We start from the raw sequence: 26,607 nt of genomic DNA, 5'->3' as shown, positions 1-26,607 counted from the left end.
AAAACATGAATGTCCGCTTTAAAGTGTTTATGAATATGCGGGTGCGAGATTTTTAGTGGCTTAACTATGAATATGTTATTATGCGCTCAATTATTTTACTGAATGCTTTTCTCTTACTTCTATGTCAAATTCTGCTTCTTGCTTTACATTATTTTCTCAAAATATTGATGCTCTCGCGCTTTCTGAAAAGTTTACTTTCCCTTTTTATTACGAGCCGCAACCATTAGCTGTAGCAGCCACAAAACAATTACAGCAACAACTTGAAACGTTAACGCATTTAAAAGCAGAAAATGCAGGTAAAATGTTTGGGGTTTTAGTGGTGCAAAATGTTAAGCAACAATTAGGCTTTTTAAGCGCTTATTCGGGACAAATTGAAGGTGATAAAGGCAATATTAGCTTTGTGCCGCCTGTTTCTAGCATGCAGCTGCAAGACGATACCTATTTGGCTCAAAGTAAAATAATTAACGATATTAATGCTCAAATTGAGCAATTAGAAAATAGTGAACAACTGCTTGAAGTTAATAGCAAACTTGATGATGCAACACAAAGCTACCAGCAAGCACTATTAGCCCAACAGGCAGTGATGCAAGCCGGTCGCCAGCAACGAAAAATACAACGTACCGAAGGCGAATTAGAGCTTAGCGAAAGTGATTTTGAGCAGTTAAAAAATAAGCTTGCAGGGCAAAGTATCGTAGAAAAAAAGCAACTGCTGGCACTTAAAGCCTATTGGCAAAATATAATCGAGTCACTGCAGCAAACACACATCAATATTTCTGATGAAATTGCTCATTTAAAAAAGCGCCGTAAAACGCTTTCTAAAAGCTTACAAAAAAAATTATTTGCGCAGTACCAATTTTTAAATGCAAATGGAGAAACTACAGACTTAAATGCCATATTTGCAGCATTACCTGAGCACACTCCTCCTTCGGGTGCTGGCGATTGTGCTGCGCCTAAATTATTACAATACGCCTATAAACATGACTTAAAGCCACTTTCTATGGCTGAATTTTGGTGGGGAGCAGCGCCGAAATCAGCAATTAGGCAGCATAAAAATTACTACCCTTCTTGTTACAGTAAATGCCAACCAATACTTGGGCATATGTTAAAGGGTTTAAACGTTGAAGATAACCCGCTACTTATCAACCCAGCTCAGGGTAAAGATTTAAGTATTGTTTATAAAGATGACGACTTACTTGTGGTAAATAAGCCCGCTGAGTTTTTATCGGTGCCTGGCGTTAATATTGATGACTCAGTTTATATGCGAATCAAAACGCAGTTTCCAGAGGCGTCGGGCCCACTAATTGTGCACAGGTTAGATATGTCGACTTCTGGGTTATTGATGATTGCACTTAATAAACGCGTGCACAAAGCACTGCAAAAGCAATTTATTGACCGCACTATAGATAAACGTTATGTCGCATTAGTTAATGGTAATGTAGCTGAGGATAGCGGAGTAATTGATTTACCCTTAGTGCTCGACTTTGATGATAAACCGCGCCAAATGGTGTGTTACAAACACGGTAAGCCATCACTTACTACCTGGCACGTTTTAGAGCGTAACAACAATATTACCCGATTACAGTTATACCCTAAAACAGGGCGTACTCATCAATTAAGAGTGCATTGCGCGCACAGTTTAGGTTTAAACATGCCAATTATAGGCGACACACATTACGGGCAAAAAGCCGATAGATTACATTTACATGCAGAATACTTAGCATTTACTCACCCAATTACACTTAAACGATTAGAGTTTGAAGTAGCCGCAGATTTTTAATAAAAACACATAGCTACAACCATTATATTATACAATGTGTTGGTTTTTATTAATTAAATTGATATCGTTTGTGGTCTTTTTCTTCGATGATGAGTATAAAAAATTGTTCAAGCCCAAGTTTATTAAGCAATGTGAATAATTATTTCAATAATAAAAATAAGTCAGCAAAGGATTAACATGGCTAACAATACACAAATAAAGATTTTAGGTAATACTTTATGGGCAAAGTATATTGTTCTCATTTTATTTTTACTTCTAAGTAAGCTTGCCTCAGCTAACGGCGATTCATTAAGTGCAACTTTACATGCGCTAGACTTTGAAACAACTCAAACCCTCATCAATAACATAAAACTAAATGAACTAGACTATCTTCAAAATGAAGACAAACTCACTCAAGCGTTTAAAATAAGCAAAGAGCAAAATTGGGAAAACCTTCATTTAGAAGCGGCCGCTTTGTATGCGGAGTTACTTTTTAGACAAGAAAAATACGAAGCGTTAAACACACACTTATCCTATTACTTAAAGAACAAAGAGTTACCAAATCAAAAAAGTGTATATTTATTATTTCTCGAATCACAACTCAAGTCTCTAGCGAGGGAGCCAAACCCAGCTCCAGCACAAACGCTAGCCACAAAATTAGAAGAGAGCTTGCAACAGCATTCAACTAAAGAAAAAATCATTATTTTACGAGCACTTGCTTACTATTACACCGATACAGATGCATTGAAAAAGACCCTAAATGTTGCACTAGAGGGGTTAGAATTAGCATTAAAAGATGACGATTCAGCATCTCAAGGATACTTTTTTAGAAAAATAGCCGATGCATATAATTATCTAAACGAAAAAGACAAAGCCGTATATTATGCAAAAAAAGCGGTTGCGGCATATGAGCAAACACAAGATGGGCTTTTTACCTCAAAAGCATATTGGAGCTTAGGCAATGTATTGCTGGAGATTAAGAAACCTAAAGATGCCTTAATATACCTAGACAAAGCATTGCTCTATTTCAAAAAAGTTAATATGCAAAAAGGCTTAACCTTTGCTCAGTACTCAATTGCTAGCATTGAGTACTTACAAGCCAACTACGATAAAGCTTTAACTTTAACTAAAGAGAACATTGAGCTTGCTCGTTCTGCAGGTGTTTATGATATGCAACTCGCATCGCTCATTTTGTTAGCTGACATATATATAAAACTAGATTTACTTGATCAAGCAAATGAAGCAAACGATGAGGTTTTTTTAAAATTAGATAAATTCAGCCGCAGTATTTATAAAGCCGATTTTTTAAGTAAACGCTATGAGCTAAAGCGACGCCTTAACCGCACTGACGAGGCTTTTGAAGCAATTGAACAAAAGCTCCTTTATACAAAAAAACACTACGAAGCAACCAGTGAAAATAATATAAAAACACTACAGATACAGTTTGAAGTAAAAGAAAAAGAAGAAAAAATACAGCAACTAGAGTACGCAAAAGATATTAGTGAGCTACAAGCTAAAGAAGAATATCATCAAAAAATAATTTGGCGACTTAGCGCTGCTATTGCGTTTATTTTAGTGATTGTTTCATTATTTTTATTTTATCGACAAGCTCGACAACGTCAAAAATATCACGATATTTCATTAACAGATTACCTAACAAATTGCCCTAATCGCAGAGGAATAATGCGCGCAGCAGAAGCAAAACTTGGTGAAGGTAAAATGACGATAGCAATTGTTGACTTAGACTACTTTAAAAAAGTTAACGACCAATTTGGTCACGATGTTGGCGATTTAGTTCTTATTGCCTTTGCAAAAGCTGCAAGAGAAACACTCTGTGATGATCATCAGTTTGGCCGTTACGGCGGCGAAGAATGGTTATTTGCACTAAATACGGCTGATGAACGAATAATTCGCGATATATTTAACCGACTCGCCATTAGCTTCGCCGAGCATTGCAGTAATATAGAAGACTTTCCTACAGATATAAAAATCACTTTTAGTGCAGGAGCCTCTGTAAGTAGCCCTTTAAAAAGCACACTAGATATTCTTATTAAGCATGCAGATAAATTACTTTATAAAGCAAAAGAAAACGGAAGAAACCAAGTCGTAGTTGATTAAATAAACACAGCTAAAAGTATTGGCTCACTTACTTGACTAAAGTTCGTCTAAAACCATTTGTTTAATTTTATGTGCTTTTACAAAATGATCTAATTTATGGGTGTGTATCCACCAAGTAGCAGCTTCCATAAGTAGCTCTGGATCGTCGTTTTTATTGGCAAAAAATGCATAAAAAGAAAGCCCTACATTTTCTCCTTTAACTGCTATTTTTTTTATCGCATACGGTAATTATTTTTGCTCTTAGTTCTTCCCTCATACATACCTTATTTAATTATATTTTTACTATTAAAATACGCCATTTAAAAAGCTAACGATTAGCTGTAAAAGGCTTCTATCAACCAAGCCATGATTCTCAAGCTCTTTATTAGGCGTATTTACTTTTGCAGCTTTGCATTCATTATCTAGTGTCTCATTTTTAAGTGTATCGGTTTCGTATGCAATATCTGCTTGTTCCATACATTTTGCCGAGCCTGCGTAAGGCTTCGCCGCACAAGCGCTTAGTAATAAAAAAAGTGGAATTGCTATCAATAATTGCTTCATAACTAATCCTATTTTTACGCAACTTATTTACTTTAAATTACAGTTGCAAGTTAGCCTATTTACTTTTCTACCACCATTACAAAAAATTCAAAAAAGAACGTACCGATGGCATCAAAAAAAGTGTTATTTTTTTCATCCTTTTTAATTTGTGCGCTAATGCATTGATTGTAAACCTGTGAGCTTGTTTGAGCGCCATTTCGATCAACCATTTCAGCCTCTTCAATGCATAAGTTAGGGTCAGAACGCGGGGCTGAACTACATGCACTCAGTAAAGCGCACAGCAATAATGCGGCGACGGGGCTTTTTATGTTCATCCTTAAACTATCCTATTAAGTTAACGTGCTACCTGCATTTATGTGTGAGAGTAATATATAGGTTGTACCCAAATAACACTGACACTTTATCACTGCAATAAAATAAACAACCAGTAAATATTTGTAAGGTTCTGTAGGAATTTATACTCACTTTTATAATTGAACTGCGCGAAAGCCTGAAATTATTGCATTCATATCACTGTAAAATTTACAGTGATCGCAGCCAAAGAATAAAAAATTAAATTAAATTTATTAAATTACAATAACTTAATATTTGGCATTTAGTTTGCTAGTTAATGATATAAGCAAATAAATTGTAAAAGGACTAGTTATGAATATTTTTGAAGCACTACGTCATGACCATGACAAACAACGAGAATTGGTAGATGCGCTTATTCAAACACACGGCGACACAGAGCAGCGCCACACGCTAATGGATGAGCTAAAAACAGAATTAGAAAATCACGCAAAATTTGAAGAACGTTACTTTTATAACCCACTTATGTTTGATGACTTAACTCATGAAAAAGCGCGCCACAGCGTAGCTGAACATCACGAAATTGATGAATTAATTGAACAACTTGAAGATACCGAAATGAGCTCGTCTGCATGGTTAGTTGCAGCTAAAAAGCTACACCATTTGGTACATCATCATTTAAGTGAAGAAGAACACGAAGTGTTTCAATTAGCGGGTAAAGCACTTACCGAAGGGCAAAAAGAGAGCCTTGCTGAGCAATACAACGACGCTATGCATTAGTTGTAAACACGCAAACCGACTTCCACACACTCCCTGTGTACTTATTGGTTATAAGCCTTATGGCTTATAACCAATTTTTTTGCATGTACTTTATTACTTTACAGTAAATTTCACGTCTTGGTCGCGTAATAAGTAAAGTGCAAAACACGCAGCCCACATTGGCCATGCAGTGAAGAATAATAAGTTGTTGAAGCCATCAATGTATTGGTTATAAGATGAAAGCGTAGACAAACCATGCATCACAAAAATCACACCATAAGTAATGCGCTTTTTAATACCTGCTAAAAATGCTAAAACAAGCACTAACTGCACCGCACCAATAATGTAAGCCACTATATCTGTAGAGCCACTAATACCGTAAAAATGTTCAAAAATACGTGCGCTATGCCCAGGATTAACAAACTTATCGAATGTCCACATAACCATTACAATAAACACGCCTAAACGCAAAGATAAAAGTGACCACTGCAAACGGTTTTGCACATCAGAATTCATTGAACCTGTCATAAAATTTCCTTAAATGAATATTAATAAACGTAGAAGTAACCTAGACCGTATAAGTTATTTTTTATTTCAAAAATTTTTAATTAAATTCATTAGTTAAGCCATGCAGTACTAAAAGTGAAGCTTATTTAAGTAATTTAAAAATGCTGCATAAAAGTTAACTCTTTTAAAATGTTAGCAGGTTGAAAGTAGTCTATAATTAAAAATTCTATTAAAAGCATATATTTACATTCAGTCTAGTACAATCGCTGTATTAATATTTTATCAACTAATAAAACAATACTACTTAATTACCATCTTTATAATGCATCTGTTTTGTTATGTTCTAAAAAACAAAAAGAATCAAAATTTTACTGAAAGTTATTTTTAATCCTTTCGGTCTTTATCGCCAACAACATTTTAACCGTAGAGAGAAAACGTTTGAAACACGCATATTTAGCACTTTCCCTAGCCACCATATTAAATACACCACTTAATGCTTTTGCAGCCGAAGAATCAAAAACAGCAAAAGAAGGCGCAATTGAGCGTATTGAGGTGGCAGGCCAAGTTATTAGATCTCAAGGTCTTTCGGTTAAAAATGCCACTGTAGACGGCCCTTTTGGCGACAACTTAGCTCTACGAGATATAGCCCGATCAGTAACACCAATTTCAAGCGAGTTAATAGAACAACTCAATATTACGACTTTACAAGACGTACTTGCAGTAAGCCCTAATACCTATTCAGCCAGTGGTTTTGGGGCACCAAGTTTACCTACTATTCGTGGGCAACTAGGTGAGCTTTTCCAAGATGGTACACGCCGCCAAGCAGGTAATAATGGCTTTGGCGTGCCGTTATCGTTCAACTCTATAGAACAAATAGATGTAGTAAAAGGCGCGCCACCGGTATTATTTGGTTCAAGCCAACGCAACGGTGGTTTTGTAAACTTACATTCTAAAAAAGCATCAGCTGACGACAGTAAAGGCAAAGCAACGGTATCGGCAGGACGATGGGATCAGTACAGCGTTTTAGTTGATTACAGTGCACCTATAGTAAAAGACAAAGTAGGTTTTAGAGTAAGCGCTGAACACATTGATAACGGCAGTTACTACGACTTTTCGGGCACGAAAAGCGGCAGCCTATTTGCAGCACTTAGGGTGTTACCTGATGACAAGAGCAGCTGGGATATTAACTTTGAGTTATACCAAGTTGAATTTACCGATAACGCAGGTATTAACCGCCCTACTCAAGCGCTAATAGATAATGGCCTTTATATTACCGGCCAAGGCGTGCAAGTAAATGGCAGTACAGTTCCAGCGGCAGGTTCTATTGTTTCACCTACTGGGCAAGTAAAAATAGACCGTAGTACAGTACTTACCGACCCTGACAATCAAAACGAAGCCACTACTTATTTACTACACAGTATTTATAAGCGTGAACTTTCTAGCAACGCATCAATAAAAAACATTACGTATTTTCAGCACTTACAACGCGAAGAAATTGCACAAAATAGCTTTGTTGAAATTTTAGATGGTGCCGATACCGCGCAGAACCGTACCGAACTGACTTACCAATGGAGCAACGAACAGCAAACAATTTTTGCTTTTGATGTGCGTTACAACCGCGTGCTAGGCTACAGCCAATTTACAACAGAAGCCGACCTACCTATTGATTTAACTGGCCCAATTTCAAATCGCCGCATTCCTTTAACTGATGCACAACAAGCGCGTTTAATTGAAATTAGTCCAGGTGTATTTGTATCCCCTGGTGGTCAGTACGATATTAATAACGATGGCAGCGGCGACTTTAACTTATCAGACACTACCGATTCGCGCTCATGGCAAACGGGTTTTGCTATTCAGCAAGATTCAGATTGGACAGATAAGTTTCATACAAGTGTTGGCTACCGCATTGATTTTTATGACGTAGACGCGCACGACCCAATAGCACCAGAGGGTGAAATTGCAGCGAGCGATAGCATTAACGATAAGCTACATTCGGGGCAAATAAGCTTTAATTACCGATTAAACGGTGATTACACCACTTATGGTGCAGCAAGTTACAACGAAGCCACATCAAATAGTATGGCTGGCGGTACGTCTCTTGGTGGTGACAACACGATTAGCGCACAAAACTTTTCAACCGAAAATACCTTAGTTGAATTTGGTTTGAAATACGCACCAACCGACAGTGATTGGTACGCCGATGGTGCAGTGTTTAGCCAACGTCGTAGTTTACGTAATCGCGATGGTAGTAATACCGGCATTCGTACTACCGGCTTTGAAAGCCAAGTATTCTATGATGCTTACCCTTATTGGTTAAGTGCCGGCTACAGCTATATTGATGCTCGCTACGACAACTCTGCAAGCAGTCAAGATTCAGCGCAAGTAGCAGATGCATTTGACAACTCACGTCCAGATATTATCGCAGGCACCGGTGTTGGTGCCCCAAGCTTTACACCATTTGCACGCTCTAATCGCCAAGTTCAAGGCATTCCTGAGCAATCGTTCAGTTTTAACGGAAATTATTCAATTAATTCGAAATGGCAAACGGGTTTTTCAGGTCTATATACAAAGAGTTACCCATTGGACTTTTTAGCGACGGTAAAAATTCGTGATCAGTACACATTAAACGTAAATACTAGCTATGCTTTTACGCCTAGTACTAAATTACGTTTAGATGTAAATAACGTCACAAATCAAAAAAACTGGCGCCCCGTATTTGAAGGCGGTTACTTTGGTGCAACTTTAGCTTTTCCTGAGTTGCCAATAAACGCCAAGTTAACCCTTACGCATAGTTTTTAAGAGAGAGAACATGATTAAAAAAATATTTCTATTATTGATTGCAGCGGCCGCCGTCGGTCTGTTCTTTCATTTTGACTTACACCAACTACTTACGCTTGATGGCTTAAAAGGATCGATGGATCAGTTTAGCGATTACAAAGAGCAGTCACCGTTACTCGTTATTGGTGGGTTCTTTTTACTGTACGTAGTAGTAACTGCTCTCTCGTTACCAGGCGCCGCTATTTTAACACTTGCCGCAGGTGCATTGTTTGGCTTAGTTGAAGGCTTATTGGTTGCATCTTTTGCCTCAACTATTGGCGCAACACTTGCTTTTTTAGTATCGCGTTACTTACTACGCGACACTATTAAACAACGTTTTCCTGAGCGCTTAGCCGCAATTGATGCTGGCGTTGAAAAAGAAGGTGGATTTTACTTATTTACTCTTCGTTTAGTGCCGGTGTTTCCGTTCTTTTTAATCAATTTACTAATGGGTGTTACCTCAATAAAGTCATGGACTTATTACTGGGTAAGCCAAGCAGGTATGCTAGCCGGTACGTTTGTATTTGTTAATGCAGGTACGCAACTGGCGCAAATAGAGAGCTTATCTGGAATTTTATCATTCAACTTAATCTTATCATTCGCTTTATTGGGTATTTTTCCATTCATTGCTAAAGGAATTTTAAACGTGTTTAAAAAACGTCGCGTATACAAAAACTACACTAAACCTAAAAAATTCGACCGTAACATGATTGTTATTGGCGCAGGCGCAGGTGGTTTAGTAACAAGTTATATTGCTGCCGCTGTTAAAGCAAAAGTAACCCTTATTGAAGCGGGCGAAATGGGCGGCGACTGTTTAAACTACGGTTGCGTTCCAAGTAAAGCCGTTATTAAAAGCGCTAAAATTGCAGAGCAAATTCGCCACGGTGAAAAATATGGCTTAGAAAACACAACTCCACAGTTTTCGTTCAAAAAAGTAATGGCACGTGTACATAAAGTAATTGCAGATGTAGCACCACACGACAGTGTTGAGCGTTACACCAATCTAGGCGTAGATGTAGTAAAAGGTTACGGTAAATTAATCGACCCATGGACTGTAGAAATTAAACTTAACGATGGCGGCACGCAAACATTAACTGCACGCACCATTGTTATTGCAACTGGCGCACGCCCATTTGTACCGCCACTACCTGGTATTGAAGAAACAGGCTATGTAACAAGCGATACATTGTGGAATAAATTTGCAGAGCTAGATGAAGCCCCTAAAAAACTTGTAGTACTTGGTGGTGGCCCAATTGGTAGCGAATTAGCACAAAGCTTTGCACGTTTAGGTTCAAGTGTTACGCAAATTGAAATGGCGGAGCGCATCATGATCAAAGAAGATCTTGAAGTGTCTACTTTTGCTCACGAAGCGTTAACCGAAAGCGGCGTTAATATTTTAACATCGCATCAGGCATTACGTTGTGAAGCTCGCGATGGTAAAAAATATATTGTTGTTAAACATAACGACAAAGAAATAGATATTGAATACGATGAGCTACTATGTGCCGTTGGTCGAAGTGCGCGCCTTAAAGGTTATGGCCTTGAAGAGCTTGGCATTGAAACAAACCGCACAGTAGTAACTAACGAATATCTAGAAACACTGTATCCAAATATTTTTGCAGCGGGTGATATTGTAGGTCCATACCAATTTACACATGTGGCAGCCCATCAGGGTTGGTACGCTGCGGTAAATGGCTTATTTGGTCACCTTAAAAAGTTTAAAGTAGATTACCGTGTTATTCCGTGGACTACGTTTATTGACCCAGAAGTAGCACGTGTTGGTTTAAACGAACAAGACGCAAAAGACAAAGGCATAGATTACGAAATTACTCGCTTTGAATTTGAAGAGCTAGACCGTGCAATTACCGACAGCGCTACAAAAGGCTTTATTAAAGTGATTACACCAAAAGGCAAAGACAAAATATTGGGCGTTACTGTTGTATCTGAACACGCTGGCGATTTAATTGCTGAGTTTGTACTGGCAATGAAACACGGTTTAGGCCTTAACAAAATACTCGGTACTATCCACAGCTACCCTACTTGGGCTGAAGGTAATAAATACGCAGCAGGTGAGTGGAAACGCGCTCATGCACCTGAAAAAGTGCTTAACTTGCTTGAAAAATACCACACTTGGCGTCGAGGTTAATTATGTTTAAAACACCTTTAAAAGCATTACTACTTGGTTCGGCTTTAGTTGTAACATCGTTTGCAGCGTCATTTTCGGCCCAAGCCCAGAGCATGCACGATAGCTGGAATGCATTGTTAAATAAGCATGTTGTCGCCATTAACCATAATCACAGTACTGAGGTTGATTACGCTGCCATAAAACGTGAGCATGCACAGCTAAAAACGTATTTAGATTCGTTAACGGCTGTAACGCAAAGCGAATTCGACGCATGGGAAAAGCCTAAGCAACTCGCTTTTTTAATCAATGCATATAACGCATGGACTGTTGAACTTATATTGACTAAGTATCCAGATCTTAAATCAATCAAAGAGTTAGGGAGTTTTTTTAGCTCACCGTGGAGTAAAGAGTTTATTCCTTTACTTGGCAAAACTCGCAGCCTTGATGATATAGAGCATGGTTTAATACGTGGCAGCGGGAAATACAACGACCCACGCATTCACTTTGCAGTAAATTGCGCGAGTATTGGTTGCCCTGCACTTCGAGAAGAAGCGTATACAGCCACTGATTTAGAGAGCCAATTGCAAGAGCAAACGGTGCGTTTTTTATCAGATATGACACGTAATATGGCTCAAGAAAATACGCTAAGCCTCTCTTCAATATTTAAGTGGTACGGCGATGACTTTGAAAAAGGCTTTCGAGGTGCAAACACGCTACAGCAGTTTTTCTTGCAATACAGCGATGCACTTAAACTGATACCAGCTCAGCAAAAAGCACTTAAAAATGATGACATGGAAGTTAAATTTTTAGACTACAACTGGGATTTAAATGTTCGCCATTAAGTTTTGGCAAACACAGGCGCGATACAGCTTTTGCTGTGTCGCGTTTTACGTTTGTACAATCGCAAATTCAGCTGTTTTTTCGAGCGCTGTGTTTGCTAATACCGTTATTACTGCAAATAATAAAAGTGATTTGGTAATACACACACAGCAGCAATCTCGATGGCAACAAGTTCAAGCACTTGGTAGTAATCAAGATGTATACTTTTATGCATGGGGCGGCGACGCACAAATAAATGCTTATATTCAATGGGCAGCCCAGCAAGTTAAAACTAAGTACAACATTAACTTAGTGCATGTAAAACTAAGCGACACCAGCGAAGCGGTAAGCCGTGTACTCGCCGAAAAATCAGCAAACAACAACAGCCAAGGCAGCGTAGATTTAATGTGGATCAACGGGGCTAACTTTGCCACCATGAGTGAGCACTCTCTGCTTTTAAAGCAATGGGCGAGTAAACTCCCCTACTTTGCATTAACCGATGCTGCTAATAACCCTGCTGTAACCTTTGATTTTGGTTTACCTACCAATGGGATGGAAGCGCCATGGGGGCAAGCGTCACTTACGTTTTATTACGACAGCATTGCAATAAATGGTAAGGCAAACAATAAATTGCCGACGACATTAAACGAATTATTAAACTGGAGCGCACAAAACCCTGGTCGCTTTAGTTACCCAAAGCCACCTGACTTTTTAGGTATGAGCTTTTTAAAATACGCCTTAGTTGTACTGCATCAGCAAAGCAGCGAAAATATTAAAGCGCAGCTAAACCAACCAGCTACAACTAAAAATACAACACAAGTGTTAAACCCACTGTGGGACTTTTTAGATAAACTACACCCAACGCTTTGGCGTGGTGGCACTCATTTTATGCAAAGTGGTGCTCAAATGCGCCGCCTTGTGGACGATACAGAGCTGAGTTTAGCCTTTACTTTTTCAGCACCTGAAGTACCCGCAGCTGTAAAACGCTATGATTTACCAAACAGCATTCGCAGCTATGCAATGAGTGATGGCAGTTTAAGTAATACCCATTTTGTGGCAATCCCTTACAATGCAAGCCACCAGCAAAGTGCGCAATTAGTGGCTAATTTTTTACTCAGCCCTGAAGCGCAAGCTGAAAAGCAAAAAGCGCATATATGGGGCGATAAAAGCGTACTTATTCAATCAACGTTAACGCCTGAACAACAAGCCTTATTTAAAACGGCTAAACCGCATCCAAGTGCACTGCCTTTAAACAGTATTAAACGCACATTGAGCGAACCTCATCCAAGCTGGGTAAACGCCATTATGCAAGGTTGGCAAACCCGTTATGGAGTAAGCCAATGAGCGTTATTTCAAAAAGTGTACCAGTAAATACCAAAGCAACAACGCAGTGCAGCACCGATATGTTTACGCGCATTGTAAAATTTAGCCCGCGATTTTTACTCGCTTTACTTATACTACCCGTACTTGGTGGCTTAATTAGCGTATTGCTGCCTGCCTTTGGTTATGCGCCCGTACTTGAGCAAACAACGCTTAGCTTGCAAGGTTTTCATGCCCTTTGGCAAACACCCGGCCTTACCCAAATGGTTACCTTAAGCGTTGCAACGGGCTTAATAAGTACTCTGCTTGCATTTATCATTACCTTAATGATTTTAGCTGCGTTTTTTAATAGCCCGTGGCTTAACCGAATTCAGCGTTTATTGAGCCCTATATTAGTTATACCTCATGCCGCAGCGGCTATTGCGGTGGGGTTTTTAATTGCCCCTTCAGGTATGATTTCACGCTTAGCGTCGCCTTGGTTAAGCGGCTGGGAACTTGCGCCAAACGGCATGTTTCCGCATGATTCGTTCGGTATTAGTATTATTTTAGGCTTAACACTCAAAGAGCTTCCCTTTTTATTACTAATGGCACTGGGCGTACTTGCTCAACCTGAGCTTGGCAAAAAATTACGCCAACAACATAAGGTTGCGCTTAACTTGGGTTATTGCCCAATGACCGCTTTTTTTAAAGTAATACTGCCAAGCCTTTATCCGCTGCTACGTTTGCCCCTTTTAGCCGTGCTTGCCTATGCAAGTGCCAGTGTAGAAATGCCACTCATTTTAGGCCCAAATACACCACCCACGTTGGCCGTTGCAATAATGCATTGGTTTAACGATGTTGATTTAAACCTGCGCATTAAAGCCTCAGCAGGTGCTTTATTACAGCTGGCTGTTACAGGCGGGTTGTTAGCGCTTTGGCTTGGCGCAGAAAAGGCCGTAAAAGTGCTATTTAGCGACTCCCTCACTAATGGAGTGCGCGAATACGGCGGATTTTATTGGCAAAAAATAACGGTCGTACTCACCACATTAGTAATTAGCTTTATACTGTTGTCGCTTATTGGTTTAGTTATGTGGTCGGTTGCAGGTTTTTGGCGTTTTCCAGATGCAATGCCTGAGCAATTTACACTACTGCATTTTAAAAGTGCGCTAATGCAAATGAGCAGCCCGCTTTTTAATACCCTAGCAATCGGTTTAGTAACCACATTATTTGCCATTATTCTTACTCTATTGTGTTTAGAATCAGAGCAATTGAGTGACAAACCGATTTCTCGTTTTACCAGTTTAATTATTTACTTACCGTTATTAGTACCCAGTATTGCCTTTTTGTTTGGGCTAGTATGGATACAACAATTGGTAAATAACCAAGCCGCATTTTTTAATGTGGTACTTACGCATTTACTGTTTGTGTTGCCTTATGTGTTTTTGTCACTTGCGAGCAGTTATAGGCGCTTAGATCCTCGTTTTGCTCATGTTGCAGCAAGCCTAGGCGCAGCGCCATGCAAGGTGTTTTTTAAAGTAAAACTACCTCAGTTGTTTGCCCCTATTTTAATTGCAGCCGCGCTGGGCTTAGCAATTAGTTTTGGACAATACCTCCCCACGCTTTTAGCTGGCGGCGGGCGCATAGCCACAATAACAACCGAAGCTGTTACGCTTGCCAATGGCGCAAGCAGACGCACCAGTGCCGTGTACGCTATTATGCAAATGGCGTTGCCACTTATTGGATTCATACTGGCATGGGGTTTACCTAAATATTTTTTCAAAAGTGCACGTGTTTAAAAGTACGCGAGTTTAAACGGGCACATATTTAAAGCTCCCATGTTTAACACTATCAGGGTTAAGGTTTTTTAATGCAGTCATCATTACAGATTAAAAATTGTCAGCTTTATCGCCAAAATGAGCTGTTACTTAGCTTAAACGAGCAAGTTAATGGCGGTGAAATTCTGACTATTATGGGCCCATCAGGCAGTGGGAAATCAAGCTTATTAAATTGGCTTACGGGTACTTTACCAAGTAGCTTTAAGGCCAATGGTGAGGTGTGGCTTAATGGTCAAAATATCGATAATACCCCTCCACACTTGCGCCATATTGGAGTGCTTTATCAAGACGCTTTATTGTTTTCGCATTTAACTGTTGCTGGTAACATTGCCTTTGCAATGCCCAAAGGTAATAAAAAACAACGCCTTGAAAAAATAGCACACGCACTTGAGAAAGTCGGCCTTAAAGACATGGGTAATCGTCACCCCGACAACCTCTCAGGTGGGCAACAAGCCCGTGTTGCATTATTACGTATGCTGCTGAGCGAACCTAAAGCCATTTTACTCGACGAACCCTTTAGCAAACTCGACACCCAACTGCGTGTTGATACACGCGAACTCGTGTTTAGCCAAATACGCGATCATAAGCTACCAGCAATTATGGTTACTCATGATCATAGCGATGCCGACGCTGCAAATGGCAAACTCATTACTTTAAGTAGCGCACTTTAATACATGACTTTAATGAATAGTTTTAAATGCATAAGGCAACAAACATGCTAGACAAATTTATCACCCCTGTAATTAAGCCACTTTTAACACCTGTGGTTATGCTTATGCATAAACGCGGCATAACCGCCGATCAGCTCACTGTGGTAGGCTTTTTAGTAGGCTTATTAGCCGTGCCATTACTGGCGTTTGAAATGTGGTACGGCGCATTAGTTGCTATTGCTTTAAATCGCATTTTAGATGGACTTGATGGCGCATTAGCACGCTATGCAAACCAAAGTTCAAGCGCGGGGGGCTTTTTAGATATCACACTCGACTTTTTATTTTACGCGGCTATTCCGCTTGGCTTTATTTTGGCAAACCCTGAGCAAAACGCGATAGCGGGATCGTTATTACTTGCCACTTTTATTGGTACGGGCTCCAGCTTTTTAGCTTTTGCGATTGCCGCCGAAAAATTTAAACTCGAAAAACCGCAATTTAAATACAAAAGCTTTTACTACTTAAACGGCTTAACCGAAGGCACTGAAACAATAGCGCTATTTATTGCATTTTGTATTTGGCCGCAGCACTTTGCAGTTATGGCGAGCATTTTTGCTATTGCGTGTGGCATAACTATTTTTACCCGTATACATGGCGGTTATCACACGCTTAAGCAACAAGAAGCCGATGCTAACAAAGCAGCTGAAAACGTGCCTAGCAGTGCAAATTCTGAGGTAATAAATGACTAATGAAGTATGGTGGCGACTCGGCTGCTTTTTTAGCATTTTAATTATAATGATGCTGCTTGAATGGCAAAAGCCTGCTCGCCAAGCACCTATTAAAAGCAGTACACGTTGGTTTGCTAATTTTGGGTTAGTGTTTGCTTCATCAGTTATTGCGCGCTTAGTGGTCCCTATTGGGTTAACCGCCGTGGCACTTTACAATCAAGAGCACGGCATTGGCTTATTTAATCAAATAGCCCTACCAAGCAGTTTAATTATTATATTGAGCATACTTTTACTCGATATATTAATTTATTGGCAGCATAGATTATTTCATCAAGTGCCTATTTTATGGCGCTTGCACCGTGTACACCACGCCGATGCGCATGTTGATACAAGTACGGGCTTGCGCTTTCACCCTATCGAAATTGTACTGAGCATACTTATAAAACTCATTGCAGTAACTGCTCTTGGCGTACCTGCCATTGCGGTACTTATATTTGAAATAGCACTTAATGGTTTAGCATTATTTAATCATGCAAATATACGCCTACCTAATGCCATTGAAAAGCCGCTGCGCTTAATACTAATGACGCAAATATTGCATCGTATTCACCATAGCCAAGTGGTTAGTGAAACTAACTCAAACTATGGTTTTAGTGTAATTTGGTGGGATAAATTATTTGGTAGCTACAAAGATAAAGCAAAAAAAGCCGACGCAGATATAAATATTGGCTTAAAAGAATACCCAAGCCAAAAGCAAAATGCCTCGTTGTGGGGCTTATTGATCATGCCATTTAAAAAATAAGTGAGCTTAACTTGATGTTCACTAAATAAACGATTGCACTCTACAATTGAATTAAACGACTTTATAAACACACTGTTGAATAAATAGACAAATAATAACAATACTCATATTTTATTATTACAATAAAATATTAAAATCCAGCTTTCTTAAACAAGTGTAATAAAGTGTAATAATTATTATTGCTAAATAGAACTACTCTTATCGAACCTGATGTATTGAGCAACGATTGCTCACTTTGGTACTTAGAACTTTAATTTATTATATTGGAGATAAGAGCTATGAGTACAATTACTTGGAATGACGGACGTTCTATTCAACTTACAGGTGGCGATACAGCGCAGTGCGAAAACCTAAAGGCAGGACAGCTTTACGCTGTATTTTTATATAATGCTTCAGGGGAAGACCAAAATATCCCAGTGACCGTAAATATAGGTAACGGCCACCCCCCTAAGACTGTCAATGTCCCAGGAACAACAGGAAATAATGGTCTAGCGGCTTTAGCCCTTATTTCAGGAAACGATACACAAACCGCTAATGTGTCGATTGTGAGCCATCAAAGTGGTGCAAAAATTGATGCATGGATCGGTAGTGTTGGTATGCCAACCAATACATCAGGCATCGAAAACATGCAATTACCATTCAATGGTGAGCTGCAACAATTTAATAAACGCGCTAGATACTACGCAGTACCGGAGTCACGTTGGTATCAGTTGACGCTGAATAGTCCACAAACTCAATTTATCTCTGTTCAGTTTTCAGAGAACCATGCAAAAGTATTTATAAATAACCCTGTGGGCGACCCAAGTAATATAATCGTACCTACAGGTACTGTAGCTGAAGGTTCAAGCTATGAAGTTGTTAAACCACAAGGGCAACCACAAACGATCACTTACCAAGGCCAAGGTAATGGTCAGCAAAAAGTATGGATGAATGCTGATAGTCAGCAAAATTCGTCTGACTCAACCATAGTTGCTCAATACATTTAAGTTAGCTTTAATGTAACAGGAGTCGATGAATAATATGAAATTTAAAACATCTTCTCCTGAACCATTACAAAGTAATCAAAAACTTAAAGCGCGAAGAAAGTTTATTAAACTTTCCTTAAGCTTATTTACATCTACCCTCATTCCCTCTTTTTATAGCAAGGCAATAAGTAACCCAGAAAATTCAAATAGCTGGAGTATAGGAGAAAGAGTAGATCTCTGTGAAGGACAAACTATAACCTGTACGTCTTTGTTTCCTAAACGTATTTACTGTGTACTTATATACAATACGTCCAAAAATGACAGAAATGTTTTCCTAGATGTAAATTGGAGTAATCAGCAAGCACCAAAAAAAATGACAATTCCAGGCTCAGAAAACAAACAAGGCGATGCATCACTAATTCTAGTTTCAGGTAACGATACATCGACAATTTCGCTGTCGATTACCAGTGGTAACGGTGGACAAATAGAGTGTTTTTTACTCAGTACAGCAATAGAATCTCCTAGCCCGAATCTACCTATTCGACATATTGTTACAGGCGGAAAACGATATATAGTTGAAAAATACCAACACTATCTTGGCCTTATTAATAGAGGTTGGTATCACCTAACATTAGAAAATAAAATTTCCCAGTCAGTTGTTTTACAAATTCAGCACCATCAGGTCATAATTTATATACTAAACCCTACTCAAACTCCACTATTTAATATCACCAGTGTAGGAAGTATTACTAAAAACAAAGACTACCTTATTCAACGCGCCGATTTTGAGGGCCAGCCACAACGTATTGAAGTGCTTATTCAAGGGAGTGAGGAAACAATAATGTGGGTTGGCGCTTCTAGTAAACAAGCTCTGAACAATACAACTTTAGCTCTGCAAGCGCTGTCTATAACAAGAGTATTGTCTAGAGAAGAGCCCAGTGCAGTAAAAAGAAAAGCTTTGCAGTGTTATAGCGATAAAAACAAGGTTTATAGTGGGCCTTGGGTTAACCAACAATGATATTCATTAATCTCAGTTCAAGTTAATTAGATTTTTTGCATAGGTCTTACCGTAAACTAATTGTAAATAAATTAGACAAATAAGTTGACCAATTCGTCACTCCGCAATATCATTTGTAAGCGCTTACAAAACACAAGTTAAAAATGTAAGCGCTTACAGCACGAAAAACAAAGCTCAAAAACAATTAATCTGACAATAATCTGTTGAAACCGGGGTTCAGTTATGAACATTGAAACAACGCACATTACACGTTTACTTGCCGCTATCTCTTTAGTTACGTTAGCTGGCTGTGGTGGTGACTCTGCCACTAAATCAAATTTTGAAAATGTAGATGCCTCTGAGCCAGTATCAGATTGGCAAATGGTTTGGAGCGACGAGTTTGAAGGCTCAGCCATTGATACAAACAAATGGAACTACGAATTAAACTGCAATGGCGGTGGTAACAACGAGAAACAGTGTTACACCGACAGCGAGCATAATGCATTTATTGCTGACGGTGTGTTAAACATTGTTGCCCTACCGGCCGAAGAAGGTGCAGAAAAACCTTACACTTCAGCGCGCTTAAATACGCGTTACAACGCCGACTTTACATATGGTCGTTTTGAAGTGCGCGCCAAACTTCCATCGGGGCAAGGTAGCTGGCCAGCATTTTGGATGCTGCCAACAGATGAAGTTTACGGCACTTGGCCTCGTTCTGGTGAAATAGATGTTTTAGAATCAGTAAACCTTAAAACACCAGATGAAGACGGCGGGATAGAGTCAAGTATTCACGGTACCCTTCATTACGGACGTGCATGGCCAGATAACAGCTCTACGGGCAAAGAATTTAAATTCCCTGAGAATACTAATCCGGCAGATGATTTCCATACGTATGCTGTTGAATGGCAAGAAGGTGAAATTCGCTGGTACGTAGACGGTTACCTTTATGCAACTCAGCGTCAATCTGAGGTTTTATATAATTCCAAAAATGAGCCTGCGGGCTTAAAACATCGTGGTTGGTTTGCAGAATACTTTGAACAAGGTTCTGGCGAACTTACAACGCATTGGGATAGCGCACCATTTGATAAAGACTTTCACTTATTGCTAAACCTAGCAGTAGGCGGCGACTGGCCTGAAAACGTTAATGATTTAGGTGTAGACGCTAGCGCATTTGAAAACGGCCAAACCTTTGCTATTGATTACGTACGTGTTTATCAATGTGCATCAAACCCTGATACAGGTAAAGGTTGTGAAACCATTCGCCCAGGTTACGATAGCTTAAACGATGCCTTACTTGAGGGTGAGGCACCAGTTCCTATAGCTGGAGGAGTTACTCCATTAACCATATTTAGTGATTCTTTTAATATTAATTGGCCTGCATGGGATTGTTGCGGAGGTTCAACTCCTGCAATAGTAGCTGACGCTCAGCAAGGTAATACAGTTGAATTTAGTGTTGGTGAAAACCCAACTGTAAACGGCTTTATCTCAAGAGCAGCAAACATTTCTGATGAAGCAGGCGTAGCATCACCTTTCGATGCAACACCACTGTTAGCACAAGGGTATTTTCAATTTAAAATGAAAGTAACTAGCGCACCTGCTGATGCAAACTCTACATGGGTTATTAAGCTTGAAAGCGCAGGGGACACACCTACTGCAGCCGAATTGCCTATTACTCAAAGCGTCGAAGGTATTGCCCCTGTTGTAGGTCAATGGCAAACATACACCTTTAAATTAACCGATCTTGTTGCTGCAAACCTAGATATTAGCGCAATTGATGCGGTTATGATCTTTCCTGCTTGGGGCACTGGTAATGGTGCTGTTTATAGAGTTGATGATGTAAAAATTACGCAAGATTTCCCTGAACTTGATGTGTTCTCTGATACCCAAAATCTTGATTGGCCAATGTGGGACTGCTGTAGCGGCTCTACGCCAGTGGAAGCAATGGATGATGAACAACATGGTATAACAGCAGAGTTTATAATAAACGATACGCCTACCGTAATGGGCTTTAATAGCCGTACATCTGTTGGCGGGAGCGGCGAAGCATTTGATGCAAGCGCTATCATAACGGTTGGTCAAATTACGTTTGATATGAAAGTTACGAGTATGCCAAGCACACCCGATGCCCCATGGTTTTTCAAAGTTGAATCAAACGAAGGTGACTCTGCCGTAGAGCTTGAACTTACTGAAAGTGTTGAAGGCATTGCCCCTATTTTAAACGAATGGCAAACATATACTTATACGCTTTCTGACTTATCGGCTGCCGGTTTAGATGTAAGTGCAATAGATGTATTAATGATTTTTCCTAATTGGGGCCAAGGCGCTGGCGCAGTATACCGTGTTGATAATGTAAAAATTTCAAACCCATAATTAAGATTTCACTGACAAAATTCTAGGTGTTTATACCAATTGAATTAAACAAGAGACCTATTATAGCGCTAAGAAAATAGCACAATAACAAGGCGAAAATTGTGACATATAGTTGTTCTATATGAATAATTTTAACGCAGTTAGTGAGTTATTTAATGCGATAAAATGATCATGTTTTTAATAAAATTGGTATTACACAGCACCTTCACACTTGAACAACATTTTATAAAGCAGAGCTATTATGAACACATTCAATTTTAAAAAGAGCCAACTTGCGGCTTCTGTGTCTCTCATCATTGCTGCGAGCACATTAAACACAGCTATTGCGGCAGAAGCAGAAACAAGCGTTTCATCTGATGTAGAAGTTATTGAAGTAAAAGGTATTCGTGGTTCACTTATTCGTTCTATGGATATGAAACGCGACTCTTCTGGCATTGTAGATGCCATTTCATCTGAAGAAATGGGTAAATTCCCAGATACCAATTTAGCAGAATCATTACAACGTATTACCGGTGTATCGGTAAGTCGTGCAAACGGTGAAGGTAGCCAAATTACAGTACGTGGTTTTGGTCCTGAGTTTAACTTAATTACCTTAAATGGCCGCCAAATGCCGGGCACAGGTTATACACGTTCGTATAACCTTGAAAACATCGCCTCTGAAGGCGTAAGTGCGCTTGAAGTATTTAAAACAGCACGTGCAGACGTGCCAAGCGGTGGCTTAGGTGCAACAGTTAATATTTCTACTGCGCGCCCTTTTCAAAAGCCGGGTCAAAACTTTTCAGCTACCGTTAAAGCAAACCACGACTCGTCAAACGAAGCTGGCGATGACGTAACACCAGAGTTTTCTACGGTTTATAGCAATACTTTTGTAGATGACACTTTTGGTTTTGGTTTTTCATTTTCGCACCAAGAGCGTGACTTTCAAAAACAAAGTGCCAATATTCAAGGCTGGCAGGCAAACGTAGACTTACCTGAATTAGATAGCAGCAACGTAGTTGATAACCGCACAGACCCTGCAGGTAACTACTACCTCCCTAAAGACATGAACTACTCTATTGAAGATGTAGAACGTGAACGAACAAACGGACAAGTTACCTTTCAATACGCACCGGTAGATGGCTTTGTAGCAACACTTGATTACACCGCAAGTAAAGCTGTAACAGGTTCTCAGAGTATTGGTTGGGGTATTTGGAACGACTTTGGTAGCAATATTAATGGCTACGAACTAGATGAAAATGGTACAGCTGTTTATGCTGATATTAGCGGTAACGATGCGTCATTCACAGCCAATAAAGGTACTACAGAAGTAAAAGCACGCTCACTTGGTTTAAATCTTGATTGGGAAATTAACGACACATGGCACGTAGAGCTTGATTACCACGACTCTAAAAATGAGACTGACAACGGCGCCGATGACGGGCTAGGCAGTACCGGCCAAGTGATTTTGGGCTCAGATCAGCTTGCTAATAAAATTTACGATTACCGCACAGGCGATATTCCAAGTGCTCAAGTTAACTGGTTAAACGGCACAAGCGAACTAACACCAGGCGAAATTGACTCAAACTTTAGTCAGTTTACTCACTCACCGGGTGAGTCAAACATTGAACAGTTACAACTACATACTACGTGGTATAACGAAAGCTACGACATTGGTTTAGTTAAAGTTAAATTTGGTACATCACGTACTGAGCAAAACACCGGTGGTTACACCGCGTGGAGTGGTTTAGTAGGTGGTCCAGGCTTTAACCCATCGTATACAGAAATATTCCCAGATAGCATGTTTACACGTCACGATACATCGGGTCTTTTAGACCAATTTGCTGGCGGCGGTAGCGACTTACAACCTAATTACTACTACACGTATGACTTTGATGAAGCTGTTGCACGCCAAATTGCTTATTTAACAGCAGATGTAACAGGCTCAGATGCATACGCAGCTAATGCCTATATGGATGGTATTGACAGCGAAAGTTACGTAGAAGAAATCACTAATAGCTTTTATGTTCAATCAAGCTGGGAATTTGACGTAAGTAACTACTACGTAAAAGTAAATGCAGGCCTACGCTATGAGCAAACAGACGTAACCAGTACTGTACGTCAACGCGTTGAAGATCAAGTTAATTGGATCAGCGCTTCTGAGTGGATCATGCAATACGCTGCTGGCGGCGATGATAACTTCTTAGAACAACAAGGTGATTACGATGTTTTACTGCCTTCAATCGACGTAAGTGTTGATTTAACTGAAGACGTAGTAGCCCGCGTATCTTGGGGTAAAACAATGTCGCGTGCACCACTAGGTAATTTAGCCGGTGGCCGCAGCTTAACAGGCAGCCCAAAACCAGGTTCTCGCACAGGTAGTCAAGGTAATACAAACTTATTGCCGTTTGAATCAACAAACCTTGATTTATCACTTGAGTATTACTACGCAGAAGGCAGCTACGCGTCTGTTGGTTACTTTAAAAAAGATGTTGATAACTTTATTCAAACCACCATTACGCAAACCACTATTGATGGCTTGTACGATGTTTTAAACGGCCCTCGTTACTTACAAGCCGTAAGCGATATTGAATCACGTGGCGAGCAAGCAACAACCGACGCTATTTTTGCACAAATGATTGCCAGCGGTTACGGCAATGCAAATGGCGTTATTGAGCCAAACAGCGACGATCCGCTAATTACATGGAATATTAGCCAACCACAAAACACCGACAGTAAATCGGTAGATGGTTTTGAAGTAGCTGTTCAACACTTAATTGGTGAAACCGGTTTTGGTGTTGGTGTTAACGCGACGTTTGTAGATGGCGACGTTGAATTTGATAGCGAAAGCCTTGATCAACAAGCACCACTTACAGGCTTAAGTGACTCAGCTAACTTCCAAGGCTTTTACGAAAAAGACGGCCTATCAGTTAAAATTACTTATGCATGGCGCGACTCATACCTAATTGGTGTAGGCCAAGCGCAAGGTTCAGCTGATGCGCCTCCGCAATATGCTAAAGCGTATGGCCAATGGGATATGAGCGTTAACTACGATGTAAGCGAAAACGTAACGGTATTTTTTGATGGCATAAACTTAAATAATGCAACCGAAGAAGGTTACGGACGTTACGAAGAGCAGTTCTTATTTGCTAATCAATACGGTCCTCGTTACTCAATTGGTGCTCGTTACACGTTCTAACTAAATTTCCTTTAGTAAAAAATGCAAAAAACCGCTCACCGAGCGGTTTTTTATTGTCTAAAGTCATAATTTTTTAATAAGTGATACCAATCTGTTTATATATGGGGACTATTTAACGTTAAGAAAATTACGCTAGAGCTGGGCAAAAATTTTTGTACATAGTTGTTCTAAAGAAAAATTTAGACGACGCTATAGTGAAATTTAATTCACTAAATTGCTCAAAGATTCATGCCGGTTGGTATGATTACATATACATACCGCCCGATACCTCAAGTCGTTGGCCTGTCATCCAACGGTTTTCGTCCGCTAATAAGTTAGCAATCATAGGCCCTATATCGTCTGTTACACCAACTCTGCCCATTGCCGTTTGTGATGTAATAAACGCATTTACTTCATCGTTATCACGAACGACGCCATTACCAAAGTCGGTTTCAATTGCACCAGGGGCTACAACATTTACCGTAATATTTTTAGGTGCAAGTTCTTGAGCTAAATACCTTGTCATTACTTCTATTGCACCTTTGGTCATTGCATAAGTAATATGACCGGGTAATGAAAAACGCGTTAAACCACTTGATAAATTAATAATACGACCACCGTTTTTTATAAAGGGCAACAATGTTTGGGTAACAAAAAATACTCCCCTTAAGTTAATATTTATTAACGTATCAAAAGTTGATTCACTTGTGTCTGCAAAACTGCTAGTAAGCCCCACCCCTGCATTATTAATTAAGTAATCAAACTCACTTTGTTGCCAATGAGTCTGCAGGACATTTTGTAGTTGTTGTGCAAAATCCTCAAAGCCGAGCATATCACTTACATCTAATTGCAATGCAACCGCTTTAGAGCCTAGCTCCTGTACTTGCTTTACAACCTCTTTTGCTTCTTTTTCATGACGACGGTAAGTAAAAATGCAATCGATATTTTGCTTTGCAAGGCAAAGCACCGTGCTTTTACCAAGCCCACGATTACCACCGGTGATCACTGCAATTCGTTTGTTCATTGTTATATCCTGTTGAAAATAAAAGCGGGGAGTTAAATAACTTCCAAGCCAGTATATTTTTTCAAGCAACAAAGATAAACAGGCTGAAAAGAGTTACACTGTTCAAAATAAACGAACAATAAACAGTGTTATGAAAGACCTAAACGCAATACGTATTTTTATTAAAGTAGCGCAACTCAGTAGTTTTTCTAAAGCAGCAACAAGCTTAAATCTTCCTAAGTCAAGTGTATCGCAAGCAGTAACCATGCTTGAAAGTACATTAAATACGCGTTTATTACACCGTACTACACGCACTGTAAATATGACTTCAGACGGTGAGCTATTTTATCAACGTGCACTAGGAATTATCAGCGACGCTGACGATTTAAAAAATTTATTTGTAAGTGAGGATAAAGGTTTAACAGGCCGAATACGTGTAGATATGCCACAAGCTGTTAGTCGAGATACCATCATTCCAAACTTAAGTTCGTTTTTAAAAATGCACCCAAATCTTGAAATAGAACTTGGCAGCTCCGATAGACGAGTAGATGTCATTAAAGAAGGATTTGATTGCGTAGTAAGAGTGGGCGAACTTACCGACTCATCGTTAATTGCACGACGTTTGGGCAGCTTTAAAGTTTTAAATTGCGTAAGCCGTTATTATGTAAAAAATCATGGTTTACCTAAAACTCTTAACGATTTAAAAAATCATTACATTGTTCGCTACAGTCAAACACTTGGTATCCCTGATCCGGGTTTCGAATATTTAGATAGCAATAATCAATTGCAATCAATAACGATGAAAAGCCAGCTTACTGTTAACTCCTCAGAGGCATATTTAAGCGCAGTACTGAGTGGTTTCGGGCTTATTCAATCACCTATTCACGGTATAAGTAAATACCTTGAATCTGGCGAACTTATACAAGTTTTGCCTCAATACGCGATGCCCGACCTACCAATCAATATTTTGTACCCAAATAGGCACCACCTGCCCAAGCGCGTAAGTGCATTTATGCTTTGGCTTGAAGAACAATTGAGCGTCTTTACAAAGTAATAATCTGTGCGTTATTCATTT

General features: G+C 39.5%; 20 protein-coding genes and 1 pseudogene. 16 read left to right on the top strand and 5 right to left on the bottom strand.

Features of this window, described 5'->3' with window-relative positions; all coding sequences use genetic code 11:
- Nucleotides 1–121 precede the first annotated feature (121 nt).
- On the top strand, nucleotides 122–1,777 hold the full coding sequence (locus AOR04_RS19465; protein WP_096794394.1) for an RluA family pseudouridine synthase: 1,656 nt from the start codon (nucleotides 122–124) through the stop codon (nucleotides 1,775–1,777).
- 177 nt (nucleotides 1,778–1,954) lie between these two features.
- Nucleotides 1,955–3,874: a tetratricopeptide repeat-containing diguanylate cyclase gene (locus tag AOR04_RS19460; RefSeq protein ID WP_096794393.1), complete on the top strand. Its 1,920-nt coding sequence runs from the start codon at nucleotides 1,955–1,957 to the stop codon at nucleotides 3,872–3,874.
- Between the two features lie 36 nt (nucleotides 3,875–3,910).
- Here the strand turns inward: AOR04_RS19460 and AOR04_RS21940 are convergent.
- From AOR04_RS21940 to AOR04_RS19445, 3 genes and pseudogenes are all read right to left on the bottom strand, one after another.
- Nucleotides 3,911–4,130 (bottom strand): annotated as a pseudogene (locus tag AOR04_RS21940) (DUF6500 family protein).
- A gap of 29 nt (nucleotides 4,131–4,159) precedes the next feature.
- Nucleotides 4,160–4,414, bottom strand: a complete 255-nt coding sequence (locus AOR04_RS19450) for a hypothetical protein (RefSeq protein ID WP_096794392.1) — start codon at nucleotides 4,412–4,414, stop codon at nucleotides 4,160–4,162.
- 59 nt (nucleotides 4,415–4,473) lie between these two features.
- On the bottom strand, nucleotides 4,474–4,728 hold the full coding sequence (locus AOR04_RS19445) for a hypothetical protein (RefSeq protein ID WP_096794391.1): 255 nt from the start codon (nucleotides 4,726–4,728) through the stop codon (nucleotides 4,474–4,476).
- Nucleotides 4,729–5,059: 331 nt separating this feature from the next.
- Here AOR04_RS19445 and AOR04_RS19440 point away from each other — a divergent pair, with 331 nt between their 5' ends.
- Nucleotides 5,060–5,485: a hemerythrin domain-containing protein gene (locus tag AOR04_RS19440; RefSeq protein WP_008134499.1), complete on the top strand. Its 426-nt coding sequence runs from the start codon at nucleotides 5,060–5,062 to the stop codon at nucleotides 5,483–5,485.
- A gap of 93 nt (nucleotides 5,486–5,578) precedes the next feature.
- Here AOR04_RS19440 and AOR04_RS19435 read toward each other — a convergent pair whose 3' ends face one another.
- Nucleotides 5,579–5,992, bottom strand: coding sequence for a hypothetical protein (locus AOR04_RS19435; protein ID WP_096794390.1), 414 nt, complete (start codon nucleotides 5,990–5,992; stop codon nucleotides 5,579–5,581).
- A 417-nt stretch (nucleotides 5,993–6,409) separates the two neighbouring features.
- On the opposite strand from AOR04_RS19435, the gene AOR04_RS19430 reads away from it, so the two are divergent.
- From AOR04_RS19430 to AOR04_RS19375, 12 genes are all read left to right on the top strand, one after another.
- Nucleotides 6,410–8,770, top strand: a complete 2,361-nt coding sequence (locus AOR04_RS19430; RefSeq protein ID WP_096794389.1) for a TonB-dependent receptor — start codon at nucleotides 6,410–6,412, stop codon at nucleotides 8,768–8,770.
- Nucleotides 8,771–8,780: 10 nt separating this feature from the next.
- The gene (locus AOR04_RS19425; RefSeq protein WP_096794388.1) at nucleotides 8,781–10,934 is read left to right on the top strand and encodes an FAD-dependent oxidoreductase; all 2,154 of its coding nucleotides are present in this window, start codon (nucleotides 8,781–8,783) and stop codon (nucleotides 10,932–10,934) included.
- A 2-nt stretch (nucleotides 10,935–10,936) separates the two neighbouring features.
- Nucleotides 10,937–11,755 (top strand): DUF547 domain-containing protein, encoded by an 819-nt coding sequence (locus AOR04_RS19420; RefSeq protein WP_033032238.1) that lies wholly within the window; start codon nucleotides 10,937–10,939, stop codon nucleotides 11,753–11,755.
- A complete protein-coding gene (locus AOR04_RS19415) occupies nucleotides 11,742–13,076 on the top strand; it encodes an ABC transporter substrate-binding protein (RefSeq protein WP_096794387.1) in 1,335 nt (444 codons plus the stop codon). The genes AOR04_RS19420 and AOR04_RS19415 overlap by 14 nt, the downstream gene beginning before the upstream one ends.
- Nucleotides 13,073–14,827: an ABC transporter permease gene (locus AOR04_RS19410; RefSeq protein WP_096794386.1), complete on the top strand. Its 1,755-nt coding sequence runs from the start codon at nucleotides 13,073–13,075 to the stop codon at nucleotides 14,825–14,827. Before AOR04_RS19415 ends, AOR04_RS19410 begins: the two co-directional genes overlap by 4 nt.
- Nucleotides 14,828–14,898: 71 nt before the next feature.
- Nucleotides 14,899–15,537, top strand: coding sequence for an ATP-binding cassette domain-containing protein (locus tag AOR04_RS19405; RefSeq protein ID WP_096794385.1), 639 nt, complete (start codon nucleotides 14,899–14,901; stop codon nucleotides 15,535–15,537).
- Between the two features lie 44 nt (nucleotides 15,538–15,581).
- Complete coding sequence (locus AOR04_RS19400) at nucleotides 15,582–16,262, top strand: CDP-alcohol phosphatidyltransferase family protein (RefSeq protein WP_007377201.1); 681 nt, start codon at nucleotides 15,582–15,584, stop codon at nucleotides 16,260–16,262.
- Complete coding sequence (locus tag AOR04_RS19395; protein WP_096794384.1) at nucleotides 16,255–17,043, top strand: sterol desaturase family protein; 789 nt, start codon at nucleotides 16,255–16,257, stop codon at nucleotides 17,041–17,043. Before AOR04_RS19400 ends, AOR04_RS19395 begins: the two co-directional genes overlap by 8 nt.
- Before the next feature lie 278 nt (nucleotides 17,044–17,321).
- Nucleotides 17,322–18,029, top strand: coding sequence for a hypothetical protein (locus tag AOR04_RS19390; protein ID WP_007377199.1), 708 nt, complete (start codon nucleotides 17,322–17,324; stop codon nucleotides 18,027–18,029).
- 34 nt (nucleotides 18,030–18,063) lie between these two features.
- Entirely contained in the window at nucleotides 18,064–19,026 is a 963-nt protein-coding gene (locus AOR04_RS19385; RefSeq protein WP_232525569.1) for a hypothetical protein, read from the top strand.
- Between the two features lie 222 nt (nucleotides 19,027–19,248).
- Entirely contained in the window at nucleotides 19,249–21,375 is a 2,127-nt protein-coding gene (locus AOR04_RS19380; RefSeq protein WP_096794382.1) for a glycoside hydrolase family 16 protein, read from the top strand.
- A gap of 241 nt (nucleotides 21,376–21,616) precedes the next feature.
- Nucleotides 21,617–24,550, top strand: a complete 2,934-nt coding sequence (locus AOR04_RS19375) for a TonB-dependent receptor (protein WP_096794381.1) — start codon at nucleotides 21,617–21,619, stop codon at nucleotides 24,548–24,550.
- Nucleotides 24,551–24,794: 244 nt separating this feature from the next.
- Here the strand turns inward: AOR04_RS19375 and AOR04_RS19370 are convergent, their stop codons facing one another.
- Nucleotides 24,795–25,553, bottom strand: coding sequence for an SDR family NAD(P)-dependent oxidoreductase (locus AOR04_RS19370; RefSeq protein WP_007377195.1), 759 nt, complete (start codon nucleotides 25,551–25,553; stop codon nucleotides 24,795–24,797).
- A gap of 130 nt (nucleotides 25,554–25,683) precedes the next feature.
- Between AOR04_RS19370 and AOR04_RS19365 the strand changes: the two genes are divergently transcribed.
- Nucleotides 25,684–26,586 carry a LysR family transcriptional regulator gene (locus AOR04_RS19365; RefSeq protein WP_008134514.1) on the top strand — a complete coding sequence of 301 codons (903 nt, stop codon included), beginning with the start codon at nucleotides 25,684–25,686 and terminating at the stop codon, nucleotides 26,584–26,586.
- Nucleotides 26,587–26,607 lie beyond the last annotated feature (21 nt).

The organism is Pseudoalteromonas sp. 1_2015MBL_MicDiv (genome assembly GCF_002407505.1).
Taxonomy (GTDB): domain Bacteria; phylum Pseudomonadota; class Gammaproteobacteria; order Enterobacterales; family Alteromonadaceae; genus Pseudoalteromonas; species Pseudoalteromonas fuliginea.
This window is presented reverse-complemented; position numbering and strand designations above follow the sequence as displayed.